Origin of the sequence: Mycobacterium paraense (assembly GCF_002101815.1) — a bacterium.
Taxonomy (GTDB): Bacteria; Actinomycetota; Actinomycetes; order Mycobacteriales; family Mycobacteriaceae; genus Mycobacterium; species Mycobacterium paraense.
Window position 1 is genome coordinate 63,793 of sequence record NZ_LQPM01000004.1, and the last position, 17,041, is coordinate 80,833.

17 protein-coding genes are annotated in these 17,041 nt (G+C 64.6%); 13 read left to right on the forward strand and 4 right to left on the reverse strand.

Annotation, left to right across the window (positions count from 1 at the left end; genetic code table 11):
* Positions 1–2 precede the first annotated feature (2 nt).
* The 8 genes from AWB89_RS02655 (at position 3) to AWB89_RS02690 (ending at position 7,637) form a co-directional block, all read left to right on the forward strand.
* On the forward strand, positions 3–2,939 hold the full coding sequence (locus tag AWB89_RS02655) for an MMPL/RND family transporter (RefSeq protein WP_372515127.1): 2,937 nt from the start codon (positions 3–5) through the stop codon (positions 2,937–2,939).
* Between the two features lie 98 nt (positions 2,940–3,037).
* Positions 3,038–3,256, forward strand: coding sequence for a ferric uptake regulation protein (locus AWB89_RS02660; protein WP_085171434.1), 219 nt, complete (start codon positions 3,038–3,040; stop codon positions 3,254–3,256).
* A 164-nt stretch (positions 3,257–3,420) separates the two neighbouring features.
* The gene (locus AWB89_RS02665) at positions 3,421–3,801 is read left to right on the forward strand and encodes a nuclear transport factor 2 family protein (protein ID WP_085171435.1); all 381 of its coding nucleotides are present in this window, start codon (positions 3,421–3,423) and stop codon (positions 3,799–3,801) included.
* Between the two features lie 132 nt (positions 3,802–3,933).
* Entirely contained in the window at positions 3,934–4,851 is a 918-nt protein-coding gene (locus tag AWB89_RS02670) for an LLM class F420-dependent oxidoreductase (protein WP_085171436.1), read from the forward strand.
* Between the two features lie 207 nt (positions 4,852–5,058).
* Entirely contained in the window at positions 5,059–5,829 is a 771-nt protein-coding gene (locus AWB89_RS02675; protein ID WP_085171437.1) for an SDR family NAD(P)-dependent oxidoreductase, read from the forward strand.
* A gap of 34 nt (positions 5,830–5,863) precedes the next feature.
* Positions 5,864–6,394, forward strand: a complete 531-nt coding sequence (locus AWB89_RS02680) for a cupin domain-containing protein (RefSeq protein WP_241520410.1) — start codon at positions 5,864–5,866, stop codon at positions 6,392–6,394.
* Between the two features lie 49 nt (positions 6,395–6,443).
* Complete coding sequence (locus AWB89_RS02685; RefSeq protein WP_085171438.1) at positions 6,444–7,214, forward strand: SDR family oxidoreductase; 771 nt, start codon at positions 6,444–6,446, stop codon at positions 7,212–7,214.
* Positions 7,215–7,226: 12 nt separating this feature from the next.
* The gene (locus AWB89_RS02690) at positions 7,227–7,637 is read left to right on the forward strand and encodes a cupin domain-containing protein (RefSeq protein ID WP_085171439.1); all 411 of its coding nucleotides are present in this window, start codon (positions 7,227–7,229) and stop codon (positions 7,635–7,637) included.
* 130 nt (positions 7,638–7,767) lie between these two features.
* Here the strand turns inward: AWB89_RS02690 and AWB89_RS02695 are convergent, their stop codons facing one another.
* Positions 7,768–9,099: an alpha/beta hydrolase family protein gene (locus tag AWB89_RS02695; RefSeq protein ID WP_085171440.1), complete on the reverse strand. Its 1,332-nt coding sequence runs from the start codon at positions 9,097–9,099 to the stop codon at positions 7,768–7,770.
* Between the two features lie 83 nt (positions 9,100–9,182).
* Here AWB89_RS02695 and AWB89_RS02700 point away from each other — a divergent pair, with 83 nt between their 5' ends.
* The 5 genes from AWB89_RS02700 to AWB89_RS02715 all read left to right on the forward strand — a co-directional run bounded on the left by AWB89_RS02700 (position 9,183) and on the right by AWB89_RS02715 (position 13,256).
* Positions 9,183–9,833, forward strand: a complete 651-nt coding sequence (locus AWB89_RS02700; protein ID WP_206601240.1) for a TetR/AcrR family transcriptional regulator — start codon at positions 9,183–9,185, stop codon at positions 9,831–9,833.
* Complete coding sequence (locus AWB89_RS02705; RefSeq protein ID WP_085171442.1) at positions 9,826–10,887, forward strand: MBL fold metallo-hydrolase; 1,062 nt, start codon at positions 9,826–9,828, stop codon at positions 10,885–10,887. Before AWB89_RS02700 ends, AWB89_RS02705 begins: the two co-directional genes overlap by 8 nt.
* A 113-nt stretch (positions 10,888–11,000) precedes the next feature.
* Entirely contained in the window at positions 11,001–11,345 is a 345-nt protein-coding gene (locus AWB89_RS02710; RefSeq protein ID WP_241520411.1) for a hypothetical protein, read from the forward strand.
* A 102-nt stretch (positions 11,346–11,447) separates the two neighbouring features.
* Positions 11,448–11,600: a hypothetical protein gene (locus AWB89_RS27240; RefSeq protein WP_158089798.1), complete on the forward strand. Its 153-nt coding sequence runs from the start codon at positions 11,448–11,450 to the stop codon at positions 11,598–11,600.
* 294 nt (positions 11,601–11,894) lie between these two features.
* The gene (locus AWB89_RS02715) at positions 11,895–13,256 is read left to right on the forward strand and encodes a fatty acid desaturase family protein (protein WP_085171444.1); all 1,362 of its coding nucleotides are present in this window, start codon (positions 11,895–11,897) and stop codon (positions 13,254–13,256) included.
* On the opposite strand, the gene AWB89_RS02720 is transcribed toward AWB89_RS02715, so the two are convergent.
* From AWB89_RS02720 to AWB89_RS02730, 3 genes are all read right to left on the reverse strand, one after another.
* Positions 13,172–13,729 carry a M15 family metallopeptidase gene (locus AWB89_RS02720; protein WP_085171445.1) on the reverse strand — a complete coding sequence of 186 codons (558 nt, stop codon included), beginning with the start codon at positions 13,727–13,729 and terminating at the stop codon, positions 13,172–13,174. The two genes, AWB89_RS02715 and AWB89_RS02720, sit on opposite strands and share 85 nt — an antisense overlap.
* Positions 13,730–13,790: 61 nt before the next feature.
* The gene (locus tag AWB89_RS02725; RefSeq protein WP_158089799.1) at positions 13,791–14,633 is read right to left on the reverse strand and encodes a cutinase family protein; all 843 of its coding nucleotides are present in this window, start codon (positions 14,631–14,633) and stop codon (positions 13,791–13,793) included.
* Between the two features lie 211 nt (positions 14,634–14,844).
* A partial coding sequence (locus tag AWB89_RS02730; protein WP_142282428.1) for an alkaline phosphatase family protein occupies positions 14,845–17,041 on the reverse strand: 2,197 nt, incomplete at its 5' end.

The following is a 17,041-nucleotide window of genomic DNA, read 5'->3' on the forward strand; positions in this document are numbered from 1 at the left end:
CCATGACCGACGACGCCAGCGACACGGACGAAATCCCCGTCGCCCAGCCCGCCGGCGTCGAGCGGAGACCCCGTGTGGCCCGCACCATCCGGATCCTGGCGCTGCCGATCGTCGTGTTTTGGCTGCTGATCGCGGTCGGCGTCAACGTCTTCGTCCCGCAGTTGGAGAAGGTTGCCGAGGACGTCTCGGTGCCACTTTCGCCCTCCGATGCGCCTTCGGTGACGGGGATGAAGCACATCGGGGAGAAATTCAAGGAGTACGACTCCGACAACCTCGTCCTGGTGACCCTGGTCGGTGACAAGCCTCTTGGCGAGGACGCTCACCGGTATTACGCCGATCTGGTCAAGAAGCTGAAGCAGGACACCGAACACGTCGAGCATGCGCTGGACTTCTGGGGGCAGCGATTCACGGCCTCAGGTGTCGAGAGCTACGACCACAAGGCGGCCTACGTTCAGGTCAACCTGCGCGGTGACCAGGGTGGCGCCGTCGGCGACAAGTCGGTCGACTCGGTTCGCAAGATCGTCGAGGACTCGAAGCCGCCGCCCGGGGTGAAGGCCTACGTGGCGGGCCAGGGAGCCCTGACCGACGACACGATCGTCGTGGGCAACGCAAGCCTGTTCAAGATGACGATCATCACCATCATCATCATCGCGATCATGCTGATGTTCGTCTATCGGTCGATCGGCACTGTGCTGCTCACGATGGTGATTCTGTTCGTCGGGCTGGCCACCGGGCGAGGCGTGGTCGCACTGCTGGGCGCAACCGGCATCATGGGGCTCTCGACCTTCGCCGTCAACCTGCTCACGGCGCTGGCTATCGCGGCCGGCACGGACTACGCGATATTCATGGTCGGCCGCTACCAGGAAGCCCGGGAACGGGGACTGGACCGCGAAGCCGCCTACTACGACACCTTCGCCGGTGTCAGCAAGGTGGTGCTTGGCTCGGGCCTGACGATCGTCGGGGCGCTGGCCTGTCTGAAATTCACTCGGCTGCCCTACTTCAGTTCGCTGGCGTTTCCGTGCGCTCTCGGTCTGCTGGTCGTGGTGGCCGCGGGAGTGACGCTGACGCCGGCGCTGATCGTGGTCGCCAGCCGCTTCGGTCTGTTCGACCCGAAGCGAAAGTTCAACTACACACGCTGGCGCCGATTGGCGACGGCCATCGTGCGTTGGCCGGCGCCCATTCTCGCTACTTCCGTCATCCTGGCGATCGTCGGCGCCATCGGCTTGATGGGCTTCAACCCCCGCTACAACGACCTGTACTACCTGCCGCACAGCGCTTCCTCGATCCGCGCCTACGACGCGGCAGATCAACACTTCACCCAGGCCCGATTGAATCCGGACCTGCTGATGATCGAATCGGACCACGATCTGCGCAATCCGACCGACATGCTCGTGCTGGACAAGATCGCCGGAGCCATCTTTCATGTGCCGGGCATCGAACGGGTGCAAAGCATCACCAGGCCACTGGGCCCGCCGATTCAAGACGGATCCGTGCCGTTCCAGCTCAGCGTGCAAAGCGCACCGATCCGGGACAACCTGAGCTACCTGAAGGACCGCATCGCCGACATCAAAAAGATCACCGGCTTCCTCGACACCCAGATCAGCCTGTTGGAGCGCCAGTACGCGGTGACCCAGAGGCTCGCGGACGCCGCCGAGGACAGCTCGAAAACCACGGGGGAGACGGCGGCCATCACAGACGAAATCCGGGACCACATCGCGGATTTCGACGACTTCTGGAGGCCGATTCGCAGCTACTTCTATTGGGAGAAGCACTGCTTCGACATCCCGATCTGCTGGTCGCTGCGAAGCCTGTTCGACGCCCTCGACGGGTTCGACCAGCTGGCCGAAAAGTTCCACGCCCTCACCGGCGACCTCAACAACACGGCCACAGCGACGCGCGAATTGCTGGCGATCATCCCCGAGAATATCGCCGTCACCAAGGCGATCCGGGACACGACGCTGACCATTTACAGCTCGTTCGACAGCCTGATCGATCAGTTTGACCGGCTGACCGACACGAGCGCCGTGATGGGCAAGTCCTTCAACAACTCTCAGGTGGAAAGCCTGTTTTACCTGCCGCCCGAGATCTTCCAGAACCCGGACTTCCTGCTGGGGTTGAGCTTGATGGTGTCGCCGGACGGCAAGGCCGCTCGCTTCATCATCACTCACTCAGTGGACCCGGCGACGACGCAGGGAATCGCGTCGGTCGACAAGGAGCGCCAAGCGGCCAAGGAGGCGGTGAAACTCACCTCGCTGCAGAACGCCGACATCTACCTCGGCGGCACGGCCGCCACGTTTTACGACATCGCCAACGGCGCCAAGTACGACCTGATGATCGCCGGGGTGGCCTCGATCGTGCTCATCTTCATCATCATGGTGATCGTCACCCGCGCCTTGGTCGCTGCCGGCGTGATCGTCGGCACGATCGTGATGTCGCTGGGAGCCGCCTTCGGGTTCTCGACACTGATCTGGCAGCACCTGCTTAACTTCCAGTTGCACTGGGTGGCAACCGAATTCGCGTTGATCGTGCTCTTGGCGGTCGGGTCGGATTACAACCTGATGCTCGTGTCCCGCATCGAGGAAGAGATCGGAGCCGGGCTGAAAACAGGACTCATCCGCGGCATGGGTCTCACCGGCCCCGTCGTGACCGCGGCCGGTCTGGTGTTCGCCGTCACCATGGCCACGATGATCACCAGTGACCTTCGGGCGATCGGCCAATTCGGCACGACGATCGGCATCGGCCTGATGTTCGACACCTTCGTTGTGCGATCGCTCATCACGCCATCGATCATGACGATCATGGGGCGCTGGTTCTGGTGGCCGAAGCGGGTACGGGTCCGCCCGGCCAGCCAGATGCTTCGGTCCGTCGGACCGCGCCCGCTGGTTCGCGCGCTGCTGCACCAACCGCGGCACGCCGCCCCGCGGGAGTCGCCGACGTAGTATCCGGCACGGTTCGCGCCGCCGATTGCGGATTTGCGGGATTGTTCGTCCAGCTAACGACAGCACCGATTTGGATCAATCGCGCGTACCCTGAGCCTATGGTCAAGACCAAGACCTGCGTGCATTGCGGCCACACGTTTCATCCGGACGACCGACAGCGCGACCTGTCGGATCCGGACTGGCTTCCGGCCGCATCGGTCTATTGCTCGCATGATTGCAGCGACCGATTCCATTGCGATCTGGGGCATACCTGCTCCGCCCACGCGAAAGAGAAGGCTCGGCGGGAAGCCGCCAAAGCGGCACACTCCTCAACGTAGGCCGGTCGGCGTCGATTCAGCACGACTCACCCGGGTGAACGGGTGGTTGGGGTGATGACAGCTCACCCTGGCTGGCTGCAGTCTCGGTACGACTAGGCGAGATTGTTGCCCGTTTGTGGGCGCTGGAAAGCGGCTGCCGAACCGGATAGACAGGGATCGAGAAATTGAACGACATCAACCAGCGTGCCGAAGATCTGGCGATTCTCGAGAAGCTGAACAACGACTACGTTCACTCCGACCAATTCAACGATGTCAAGCGTTTCAGCGAGTTTCTCGCCGAGGACTTCATCGTGCAAACCCCGGGCGTCACCCGGAACCGCGCAGAGTTCCTGGACTACATCGCCAAGCCGCGTCCCTTCAAGGATCTCGCCGTGCACGACGTCAACATCCGCATCCTCAGCGACGTCGCTTTGATCCACGCCCGCGCCACGTACACCATGCTCGACGATGGAGCGGAGCAAGAAGCCCTGTACACGGACACCTACCAGAAGCGTGATGGCACCTGGGTCTGCGTCGCAGCCTGTGCGATCGCTCCGGGTGCTTAACCCGGCTACTCGCATGCTCAAGCCAGGGTTCTTCGGCATCCCCGGTCACGGCGAGATCGGCGGCAGTCAAAGGGCTTCCGATCAAGTCGAGTAGATGGGAACAGGCCAGCCCGGCCAGTGATTGGACCTGTCGTGCCGACCGGAATAGTGTTGTTCCCCAATCCGAAAGCAATCAACGTCGTCGACGACGTGGTGGCGCAGGCAGGCCGCGCGTATTCCCTCGGCGTCCGCCAGGTCTGGCTGGGCCAGCGATTCGATCACGACGCAATCACGCTCGCCGCTGTGGTCGGTGCGGCAGTACCGGGCCTTGGCGTCGGCACGGCGGTGGTGCCGATCAACCCGCGTCACCCGCTGGTCATGGCGTCACTGGCCCAGACCGCGCAGGCCGCATCGCACGGAAACTTCAGCCTTGGTCTCGGATTGGGCGCGCACCAGCCGGAGGGGCAGGCCTTCCGAACGTCGTGGCCCAACACGATCACTCGCCTTCGCGAGCACTTGACGGTGCTGAGGTCCATCTTCGATACCGGAGCGGTGGACTTCAGCGGCGACGAGATCAGCGCACACCCCGGGTGGCCGGTGCGGGTTGCCGGGGGCACGCCCGTTCCGGTGTATGTGGCCGCGATGGGCCCAAAGGCGTTGCAGGTCGCGGGCGAGCTGGCCGACGGCACGCTGCCGTACCTCGCCGGTCCGCGGACGATCGCAGAGTTCATCGAACCGGCCATCGCGAAGGCGGCCGGCGACGCCGGGCGGCCGAAACCAAGGATCATCGCGCAGGTTCCGGCACTCGTGTCCGACGACGTCGATGCGGCAAAGAGTTTCGCGGCCGAGCGGTTGAGCTTCTACGAGGCCATCCCGTCTTATCAGAAGGTGATTGCGCGCGAGGGCGTTGCCGGCGCCGCAGACCTTGCCGCAGTGGGTTCAGCGGAATCGGTCAGGCGTCAGCTTCAAGGCTATCTGGATGCCGGCGCGACTGATGTCGTGCTGAGCGCGCTGGGCTGGGCGGACGACGCCGTGGCCGAAGAACTTTGGGCTGTCGCAACCTCGCTTTGACCGACGCTCTGACCGACCAGCGATCCATCCACCGTTCGGCTCACGGTCGCGCTCCTCACCCGGGTGAATAGGTGGTTGGGGTGATGACGGCTCACCCCACCCGGCTGCAGTCTGGGTACGACTAGATCCGGGTGGCATCGGCATCGCCGCTTACCAAGCACTGCGGTCCAGCCGGAGCCGTGAGAAGACGAGGAAGGCGCCCGGTAAATGCATTTTGAGGCCAAGAAGGTCGTTGTTGTCGGCGGCAGCGCCGGCATCGGTCGGCAGGTCGCGATTGACATCGTCGATCACCAGGGGAGCGCGGTAGTCGTCGGCCTGTCGAAAGACCGCGTCGACGACACCGTCGCTGAGCTGACAAGCCGGGGTGGCCAAGCCTGGGGTATCGCCGCCGAACTGACCGATCGCGCCGCCGTCGCGGATGTGCAACGCGCGCTGTCTGAGCAACACGCCGACGCGACACTGTTGGTGAACGCGGCCGGATTCTTCATCCCCAAGCCATTTCTCGAGTACGACACGCAGTTCTACGACTCGTACATGGAACTCAACTATGCCTTGTTCTTTCTGTCGCAGACCGTCGTTGCGGGCATGATCGCTCGGGGTGAGGGCGGGGCAATCGTCAACATCGGGAGCATGTGGGCGCATCAGGCGATCGGCGTGACCCCATCGTGCGGACACTCGATGCAAAAAGCCGGGCTCCATGCGCTAACCCATAACCTGGCCATCGAGCTTGCCGGACATCAGATCCGTGTCAATGCGGTGGCACCGGCCGCCGTCAAGACCCCGGCTCTCGAGCGGTGGGTCCCTAAGCACGAGATCGACGCCACGCTCGATAAATTCGCGCCGTTTCATCCCTTGGGGCGCGTCGGAACCCCTGCCGACGTCGCCAATGCCGTGATGTATCTGCTCTCTGATGAGGCCAGCTGGGTCACCGGCGCGATTCTGAACGTCGACGGCGGCGTTATGGCCGGCCGGAATTAACCCGGGGCAGACGGCCGAGGAAGGAGAGACTGCAGTGACAATCGACATCTTGCGGCCGGGCGGCCCGCCCGCCAGATCTATCGGCCGCACCGAAGGCAAGTACGTGTTCAATGGGACGGTCGGTGTCCGCCACATCGTCGACAAGGTTCAGGCGGAAGGGCGCTTCTCCGTCCTCGAGCATCCGATGTCACCGCGCGCCCTGGCCGCACCGCTCCATCGCCACCACAACGAAGACGAGTACAGCTGGATCATCGAGGGACGCGTGGGCGCCTTGCTCGGTGATGACGTGGTCTACGGCGGACCTGGCGATTTCATTTTCAAGCCACGAGGCCAATGGCACACATTCTGGAACGCGGGCGATGAGCCCGCCCGCATCCTTGAAATCATTTCCCCCGCAGGCTTTGAGCAGTTCTTCGACGAGCTCGCTGACCTCGGCGGTATAGACACGATTTCGACAGAGACCCTCGACGAACTCTGTGCGCGGTACGAACTGGAGATGGATGTCGACAGCGTCCCCGAGCTGTGCAAGCGCTTCGACCTGAAGTTCCCCGGTAAACCTATCTAGGGCTCGGTGGGGCGGCAACCAGTCGAAAGGTTTCTCGGAAAGGTTCAGCATGAAGATCGTAGTCATTGGTGGTCGCGGCCTGATCGGCTCGAAAGTGGCGGCCAAACTCAGCGCGCAGGGGCACGACGTGCTCGGCGCCTCACGCCGATCGGGTGTCGATTCACTGACCGGTGAAGGCCTCGGCAACGCTGTCGCCGGCGCGGATGTCCTGGTCGACGTCGCCGATTCACCGTTGTTCGACGACGAACCCGTGATGCACTTCTTCACGACCGCCACCACGAATCTTCTCGCTGCTGAACGGGAAGCCGGAGTCAAACACCATGTGGCGTTGTCGGTGGTGGGCGCCCAGATCATGCCAGACAGCGGCTACAACACCGCGAAAGCAGCTCAGGAAAACCTGATCAGGGATTCGGGGCGGCCTTATTCGATCGTTCGAGCGACTCCGTTCTACGAATTCGCGGTCGGCTTGGCCGATTCCGCAACAGAAGGAGACGTCGTCAGGCTGCCGCACGCGCTATTCCGTCCTATCGCCGCCGACGACGTCGCGACCGCCGTGGCCCGCGTGGCCGTCGGGTCCCCGATCAATGGAGTGACGGAGATCGCCGGGCCCGAAGAAATGGGAATGGACGACTTTGTCCGCGCGGGCCTTGCCGCCACTGGCGATCCACGCCGGGTCGTGGCCGACGTTCGGGCGCCGTACTTCGGTGCCGTGATCGACGATCGCACTCTCGCACCCGACGAGAACGCCACGATCTTCAGCACGCGATACTCCGACTGGATCGCCGCGCACGCCAACCGCCGAGGGGCTTCACAACCGTAAGAGGGGTAACAATTGTCGCAGGATCCGACTGACTCCGAATCGGCCTCAACAATATCGGTGCTGCAGGAAGTGCCGTTACCGTCGCTTTCCGACGGTGCCCATGTGCTGACCGTTCTCATCAACCATCCGCCCGGCGCTCCTGGTTACCCGCCACATCGTCTTCCTGGCGGTCCGGGATTCGGTTACATGATCGCCGGTGAGATGCTGTTCGAGCTCGAGGGCGAAGCGCCACGCGTCCTCCGCGCCGGCGAGGCGTTCTGGGGACCCGGCGGCGACGTGATCCACTATCGGGACGCTAACAACCGCAACGACATTCCTTGCAGCTTCGTCCTCACACTCTTTTGTGCGCCCGGGCAACCGATGCTCCAGCAGGTCACCGAAGATGAGCTTGAGGAGCGAAAGGGACTGCGCCTCAACACTTGACCGGCTCGGTCAGTAGCAGGAGCCGTGAGCGGTTCTGCGCTACCGCCTCGCCGACGTGGCCCAGCCACAGCGCGCTGGCCGGCGTCGATCGAGACGGCCATTGAACGGCATTGATCTGCTAGCCGTGGTGTCACACGGTGACGGGTTTTGCCGCCAGGTGAGTGGAGAAGAACTGCATCGACAACTCGAACCAGTCGGTGGCGTGCCGCATCGCGCAGTGATCGTCGCCGGCGTACAGCTTGAGCAGTCCGCCCGGCGCGTGGGTGGCAATGTCAATCGAGTCCTGTGTGGCCAACAGGGTGTCGTCCTCGCCGTTGATGACGAGCAGGGGAGTGGTGATTTGCGCGTACTGGTCTTTTAGCGACAGTGCCTGGAGTTTGGTGAGCAGGTCGCGAGCGTTTTTCGCGCGCGTGGCCTTAGTCAGGGTCTGGATGAATATCTCAGGTGTGCCGAGATTGCGACCGACTTGGAAACTGTGGTCGCTGGGCGCACCGTTGGCGACAACTGCGCGTAATCGTTTGTCGGCGCTGGCCATTCGGGTGGCCCAGTAACCGCCGAAGCTGACGCCGAGCATTCCGATGCGTTCGGCTTCGACGCGGGGATGTGTGGTCAGGTAGTCGATGACCGCGCGATACACCTCCCCGGCGGCAGGATCCAACGGTTGGCGGTAGCTGTAGGTGCCGGGCATCTCCATGCACAGCACTCCGAAGCCGCGGTGCCGGTAAGCCAAAGCGGGCAACAGAATTTCGGCCACAGTGCCCTCGAGGCCATTGCTGCACAGAATAGTCGGCAGCCGGTCGTGGCCGGCCGGAAACGCAACGGTAGCTCGCACAGTGTCGCCGCCGGGCACCGGGATGCTGACGTGCTCGATGACCCCGTCGGCGTGCGGCCCCAACGCTGAGGTGAGCACCTCGCACAGCCGCCGTGACACCGTATAGGCCCGCTGGCGCTTTGGGCTCCAGCCGGGCCAGGCTTCCGCGAACTTGTACGTAATGACCTTGATGAGCTCGTCGGTCGCTGTCACGGCCGCCGCTGCTTCGGGATGCTGGGCGATGATTCGTTTCGCGGCATCAGGAGGCGGCATGGCCCCGCGATCGGCGGCGAATACCGCGGCAGGGGCCAGTGCTTGACCGAGCGCGTCGATGTCGACTCGTACTTCGGGGTCACTGAGCTCGTGGACGAGGGGTGCGCCGAGCGCCGCCAGCGCAGCGTCGGCGGCTTCCACGTGTTGATGCGCGATCTCGCCCCAATGCTCGGTCCACCGGGCTTCACTGAAGGAGCGGCACGCCCCGAGCTGGGCGGCGAAAACCTGCGGGTCGATTCCGCCCATATGGGTGAACCGGTCGACGAACAGCGCGGGCAGGAAGTACGCGGTACCCAGCCGCGCGGCGGCCGCCTCGGTGGATCCGGTCAGGGCACAGCCAGTAATAAACAGCCGTCGCAGCAGTGAACGCGACCCCATTGAGCCCCCTTACGCAGAATCTCTGCGTTAACGCTAAGCGCAACGTCCTGCTAATGCAAATATTTTGCGTTTATGATGGCGGGGTGCCCGCGCCCTATACACCCCAACCGCGTCCCGGTGGCCGCTCGGCGCGGGTGCGCGCCGCCGTGCACGCGGCGACGCTGGACGTCATCCGGGAGTGCGGCATCGATAAGGTCAGTGTGCCCGAAGTGGCCCGGCGCTCAGCCGTGCACGACAGCTCGATCTATCGACGTTGGGGCAGCCGGGAGAACTTGATCGCCGACACCCTCCTCGCACACAGCGAGCAGGTGATTCCCACCCCCGACACCGGTAGCTTGCGTGGCGATCTGGCCGCGTTCACCGCCGCGCTGTCCGCATACTTGTCAACCCCGTTGGGCCGCAGCCTGACTCGGACGATGGCATATGTCGTCGACAACGACGCCACCGCCGCGAGCCGTCGCGCGTTCTGGCACGCCCGCTACCACGCGGCCGCACCCATGATCCATCGCGCCCTCGAGCGCGGTGAGCTGGATCAAGACACCGACCCGGCGCTCGTGCTCGAAATGCTGATCGCGCCGGTGCATTTCCGGGTGCTGTCCACCCGTGAACCGCTCACAGCCGAGTTCGTGAGCCACGTCGTCGACTTCGTCATGCGGGCGCTGACCGCCTCCGTGAGCGCGCACCACGGGGGTATGCAAGCGGTCGTTGGAAAAGAGCAGCAGGCGTATGGATGACCAAGGTGAGCGCCTCAGCAACGCGAGCGGGCTGAGCCTGTTGGGTGAACCGGTCCGCTATTCCGGCGGACTGCATCAGCTCGCATCCGGTGTCTTCGCTTGGCTGCAACCCAACGGCGGAATGGGCGAAGCCAACTGCGGATTAGTCGTCGGGACCAACGAATCGGCCGTCATTGACACTTGCTGGGATCACCGTCAGGCGCGGAGATTCCTCGACGCCGCCGAAGGGCACATTTCTCGTGCACCGGTTCGGCACGTCATCAATACCCATTCCAACGGCGATCATTGGTGGGGCAATTCGGTGATGCCGCGAGACGCCACCATCATCTCCTCCCAGGCAAGCCGGGATGCGATGAACCGCGAATCGCCACGGGAATTGGCGTTGATCCAGAAGGCTCTCGCCGCCGGCAAGTGGCTGCCCGGCCCAATCGGCGCGGACTGCCGGTTTGGGGCCAAAAACTTCGCCCCCTACGAATTCAGCCGGGTGCGCCTGCGCTGGCCCGATCAAACGTTCACCGGGACGCGAACTCTGTCGGTTGGATCGCTGTGTGTGGAGCTCATCGAGGTTGGACCCGCTCACACTCCCGGGGATCTTTTGGTGTACGTACCTAGCGCGTCAGTGGTCTTTGCTGGTGACATCCTGTTCGTCGGCACCACGCCGATCATGTGGGATGGCCCGGTAGACAACTGGATCGCCGCGCTCGACACCATCACCTCGCTGAATGCCAAGACCGTCGTGCCGGGACATGGTCCACCCGCCACGCCTGCTGATATCGCCACGCTGAGGCGTTACTGGAGCTGGCTGCAGGCCGAGGTCCCGGGACTACATGGACGCGGGTTAAGCGTCTACCGTGCGGCCGCCGAGCTGGTGAGCTCGCGCGAATTCCGCGAAAGTCCGTGGTCGGGTTGGCAGGGGCCGGAGGCCATCGTCGGCAACGTGGCCGCCATCTACCGCAACCTAGAGCAGCGCGGCGGCGATTTATCACCCTTGGCAACAGTGCAGGTGTTCCGCGGGATCGCTCGAATGGCGCGACAGTTAGGTCGTCTCGGCTAAACGACGAACGATCGCGCGACGCTCGCAACCTCGAACGCGGGGACTGATCCGGGCAAGCCGAGACAGGCAGTGAATTCGAGATGACCCCGGAGTGACGGCTCGGCGTGCCGTCCGTGATTCGTCGCACCGATGTAACCGATACAGGCTATGAAATTGCGGTGAGTAACCACCATGTGAACCTGACCCAGCGGGAAGCCTCGTTGATCGGCGAAAGTCATGCCGACGCTTTGGAACGCATGGACGAGGAGCAACTCAAGGAATTGCAGAGCCGGCTCAGGACCGCGCGGGAGAAGAACTTCAGCCTGCTGCGCCGGCAGGGTGCCGCACGAGTGGAGGCCAAAGGTGCGCGCGGCGCCGCCCAGCCGGCCAACGAACGACGCGCGGAAAAGGTGGAGGTATTCGACGAGGCGCTGGCTCGGGTGAACCAGCGCCTAGATTCCGTCCGCGACGCGCAGTAGCGACCCGCCTCGGGGCGCTGGTCGGGTCGGTCCTCGATGTTTGTGCCGACCACCCACGGGTACGTCTCCGCATCGTCAAGACATGGTCAGGGAAGGACAGCGATGACCCGGCGCGGTGAGGATGACGCGACCAAGCACAGCGCGGACGACGCCGACTCCAAACCCGAGGATGGCAATCCGCCCGTCGTGCCCGAGCAGGGTGAGGGGCCGTTTCCGCCGGTGGCCGGCGAACCGCGACCACCCATCGGCAATTGACATCTGTCGCGCCGACACGCCGTCGAGGCTGTCACCACTGCTGCTAACGGCCGCTAATCTTGTACAGAGCCGCCGCACATCTAGTCGCGCTACAACCGCCTAATCCACGGACCGCGTTGACGCGCAATCAATTTGGGTTGCCTCGCGGATTTAAGTATCAGGTATGTCCGTCACCGGGAAGGAACCGCGGGATAGCGCGCGTCGTTGACGCTGCAAGGACGCGGGCCGTTGGGGCACACGCGAATGGCATGTCAACGCTGAGGTCCGACACGAAGACACGAGGGGGAGCAACCTATGGCGATCACTGACGTTCCGGCGTTCGCGCACCTGACCGACAGCGACATCGACACTTTGGCCGTTGAGTTGGACGCGATCCGGCAGGACGTCGAGGATTCACTCGGGGAACGCGACGCCCGCTACATCCGCCGCACGATCGCCGCCCAACGTGTCCTGGATGTAGCCGGTCGGCTTTTGCTGGCGGGCAGCGCGAAACGTTCCGCGTGGTGGGCGGGGACCGTGACGCTCGGGCTGGCCAAAATCATTGAGAACATGGAGATCGGTCATAACGTCATGCACGGCCAGTGGAACTGGATGAACGATCCCGAGATCCACTCCACGACCTGGGAGTGGGACATGAGTGCGGCGTCAAAACACTGGATTTCCGCCCACAACTTCCAGCACCACAAGTACACCAACATCCTCGGCATGGACGACGACGTGGGCTACTTCGTCCTGCGAGTTACGCGCGACCAGCCGTGGGAGCGCTTCAACATCGGCAATCTGGTGTTCAATGCCTTGCTTGCGCTGGGGTTCGAGTGGGGAATCGGCTTGCAGACCGTCGACTTCGAGAAGCTTCTGGAGGCGGGGCCGGAACGCGATATCGCCGCCGAGCGCACGCGGGAGTTCTTGCTCAAGGCCGGCCGGCAGGTGTTCAAGGACTACGTCGCGTTCCCGGCGCTGACCTCGCTGTCGCCGGCGGCGACTTACAAATCGGGAGTCAAAGCCAACATGGCGGCCAACCTCATCCGCAACATCTGGGCCAACGCGGTGATCTTCTGTGGCCATTTCCCGGATGGCGCTGAAAAATTCACCAAGACGGACATGGTCGGCGAAACCAAGGGGCAGTGGTATTTGCGACAGATGCTGGGCAGCGCCAACTTCGGAGCCGGACCGGTGCTGCGCTTCTTGAGCGGCAACCTGTGCTACCAGATCGAACACCATTTGTTTCCCGACCTGCCGAGCAACCGGCTCCATGAAGTGTCGGTGCGCGTGCGTGCGCTATGCGAGAAGTACGATCTGCCCTATACCACCGGCTCGTTTTCGAGGCAGTACGGCAAGACCTGGCGCACCATCGCCAAGCTGTCGCTGCCGAACAGGTACTTGCGCGACAGCGCCGACGACGCGCCGGAGACCCGCAGTGAGCGGATGTTCGCGCACCTCGAGCCCGGGTTCGCCGCGACGGACCGGGTCACTGGGCGCCGCCGCGGGCTCAAGACGGCGATCGCGGCTGTGCACGACTGGCGGGGCGCGCAGCCTCGTCGGCGATCGCCCGAATCGTGCTCGCGCGGCGATTACCCGGCCGCGTTGGGAAGGAGCGCCGGGCAGTTGCCCGCCGCGTCTGTCGCCAGTTCGAAGTGCCACAGCTCGTTGGCGTAAATCCGGCAGAGCCCGAAGCGAGCCCCGTTGGCGATGAGCCATTGGTCCGCGCCGGCACCCCCGACGTCGACGGCCTCGCCGGTGACGTGCTTGGACATCGCCGGGGTCTGCACGTATTGCCGCGCCGCGGCGAGGCTGCCGTAGGTCTGCACAGCGTTGTCCAGCAGCCGCTGCTGAAACTCCGGAGAGCGCCAGCCCGAGGTGATGGTCATGGTTATGCCGTCCGCGGCGGCCGCGGTCGCGGCAGCCTGAACCGCTTTCAGCAGCGCCGGGTCGAGGCGCGCGATCGCCGAGTATTGGACGTCGAACGGCGTGAGCGGGCCCCCGTTGGGCAGGGAACCGTCGCCGGGGTCGGCAGGAGGGGCCAAGGGAAGGCTGTGATCGGCAAGTGTGGTGGGCGGCGCCGGCGGATCAGACGGCGCGAGGAAGCTGAGCGCCGCGGCAATGGCGGCGGCCAACGCAACTGATCGCATGCTCCCTCTCCTGGGTGTTTCCCTGACACTCTACCGATGGGACATCCGGGGGAGTGCGGCGTCAAACCTGGCTGGTGGAAAACGGTTGCGTCTCTTGGCCGGCCAGGGCTATGAAGTTGTAGATCGGCGTCGTGTCGTAGGTGTAATGGGACGCGTTGGGGCCGGCCGCCAAGAACATTCCGCCGTTGTAGATCGCTTCGGTGATGGAGATGATTTCCTCCACCGATGTGGTCGGGTTGACCAGCTTCAACGCGTCGCGCAGGATCGCGAAGATGTTTGGGCTGTTGGCGTTTTGGACGATGTTGTAGATCTGCGTCTCGATGACGCCCGGCCCCGCCTCGGCTGTCCACGGGTTGGGGCCGACGGGCGCGTCCGTGTAGATGTCGTTACCGACACCGATGGTGTTGACGAAATCACCCCAGAAGTGCCTGACCGGCGTGAGCAGGTGGGGTGCGACGTCCGCCGGCATCATGCAGGCCGGACCCGCAACGCCGCCGGTGACCACGCCGTCTACGTTGGCCGGCATCGGCCATCCGGCGAACTGATTGCCGGACGCGAACCCCGGCAACCGGAGCGGGTTTCCCCAAACGCCCACCGCGACAATGCGGTTCGCGAGCTGCGGATTCAGCCACGCGATCGTGTGTAGGAATTGACACACGACGATCGCGCCCTGTGAGTAGCCAAGCAGGATAATGGAGCTTTCCGGATAGGACGGCGCACCGGGCGGCGGATTGACTTGCGTGCAAAGCCTATTCAGCTCGGCGACTCCGGCGTCCACGCTCGGGCCCATGGGGAACACGCTGGCCGGATAGTTACCGACGGGCTGCCAGTAGAACAGGTCCGGAAACGCGGCCGCCAACGCGGCGGCTACGCCGGCGGGTTGCGGCGGGGCGGTGTTCCACATGTCGACACCGGTCCCCGATACGGTCATCACTATGTGTGGCATCATGCACCCCTTCACTTGTTCTCAACGATGAACCAGCGCTCAAAGGTGGCCTTGCGATTGGCCTTACGTGGGCCGTGCGCAGTGACCGGCACTTTCCACACTACGCGGTCCGGTCAGGCGCGTGCCGCTACTTCAGCGCGCAGTGTGGGCCAGATGGACGCCGCGGCCGTTACTTCCAGAATTCGTTCATGGGTTGGGCGTACATGTCGTTGGCGGTCAGCGGGCCCAGGGCTCCCGGCGACGGACTCAAGGCGTCTTCGATCGTGGCCATCAGGCTGTACTGGTCGTAGTGACTGGTCGCGATGAAGTGTCCGGACTGCATCCCGCCGAGCGTCACCGCGCCCTGGTTCGGGATGACGATCATCGGCACGTTGTTGCCCTGGTTGCCGATGCCCAGTGACAGGTTGTTGTAGTCCTCGTCCCAGGTAAGGATGATGACGTCCTTCTGTGTCGGGTCGGTCCACGTCGACGAGCCCTGAATGGTGGACACCTGTTGCTGGACGAACTGGTCACCGGCCGCGATGTTGTACTGGTGCGTCGTGAGCTGGCTGCCAAGGAAATGGGCAGCGCCGGTGGGGAAGTCGACAGGGCCCTCCATGTTGTTGGCCTCGTTGGCGGCGATCCACGTGAAGTTCGGAAAGTTCGGCTTGTTCAGATCGGTGCCCAATTGGGTCAGCGGGAGCAGGTGCGTCGGCAGGTATCCCGGGGTTGGATTGGCGTAGACGTAGTTGAACATCGCAAACGGCAATTGGTCGACGGCGTAGTCACCCGAGTTGTTTATGGCACCGGCGTAGGGCATGCTCTGCGCGTAGCCGGCCCAGGTAACACCCGAGGAATCCATCTTTGCCATGAGGTTGTTGGTTCCGGGGATGACGTTCGGCGACGGGTTGATGTCGATGCCGTAGTCCGTACCGCCCAGGATCCGGAAGTAATTGGGGTCACTGGGGTGGCCCAGCGCGTAGTAGTTGTTCGCGTACCCGTAGGTGTTGATCAGGGCGTTGATGTATGGCGCGTTGGGGCTGCCGAGGATGTCGCCGACGCCGTGGTTCTCCATGTAGATCACGAACACGTGGTCGAGGTGGCCGACGTTGGACGTCGGTACGGTGAGCGTCGGCTTGGCGAGGTTCGGATCGCCGACGGTGAACGACACGTTGTCGGCGAAGGCGTTGTTGTAGTTGCCGAGGACCGGGTTGTGGTCGGCAAACGTCGCGGTCACCACGGCTTTGGTGGTGCCCACCGGGATCGTCCCGGAGACGTCCCGCGCCTGGAATCCGGTGATTCCCAAGCGATCCAGCGAATTCACCGAGCTGGTCGAGCCGGTGCCCAGAACGGTCCCACTCGCATTGAGGAACGTGACCTGCAGTGAGGCCGAGGAGGGGTCGCCCAGGTAGCCGCCGAGCATGCCGCTCAGCGTGTACGGCGTGGTGCCGGTATTGATCTTCCCAGCCGCGGCGGAGAGGTTGACGACTTGGCTGATGGTGGACGTGGCCACGGGTCCGCCGCCGGCGAAATTGCTGCCGCCGCCCGGCGGCGCGGTGCCCGGGAAGCCCAGCAGGCCCGGCAGGCTGGGGATGGAGAACGGTCCCGGATAGCCGCGCGGGGTGCCGTAGGCGATGATCGTCGGCGTGCCGGTCACCGTCCAGCCCGGAATGGTCACGCCGCTGTAGCCCGACCCGGAAGGGTCGGCCGTCTCGAAGCCCGGGTTCACCAACAGGTTCGGGCTCATCGGCAAACCCGGAATCCCGTTGCGGCCGAGCAATATTCCGCCGGCTCCCACGGTGCCGGGACCGCCCAACAGGCCGGCGCCGGCGTTGCCGCCGTTGCCGCCGTTGCCGCCGACGCCGACCAGGAAGGAGCTGCCGCCGCTGCCGCCGCCCCCGCCGCTGAAAGTCGAAGTCGCGGCGACGTCCGCGCCGCCCCCGCCGGGACCGCCGTTGCCCACCAGCGACCCGCCGTTTCCGCCATGGCCGCCGTCGCCCCCGGGGCCCGCCGCGGCGAATCCGCCGGGCCCGCCGGCGCCGCCGGAGCCCACGAAGCCGGCGCCGCCGCCGGGCCCGCCCTGGCCGCCGGCAGCCGGCCCGACGGCCGCACCCGACGTGCCGCCGGTGCCACCGGCACCGCCGGACCCGACCCAGCCTGCGGCGGCGCCGACTCCGCCGGGGCCACCGGCGCCGTTAGCGCTGGAGCCGCCGGCCCCACCGGGTCCGCCGGTGCCCACCAGCGGGCCGCCCGCCCCGCCGGGCCCGCCGGCGCCGCCGGCGCCCTGACTGCTGGAGCCGCCGTCGCCGCCGGCCCCGCCGAAGCCGAACAGCGGGCCGCTCGGTGGGCTGTTCGGCGCCGGCGGCGGTACCGGCGGGGTCGGGGGC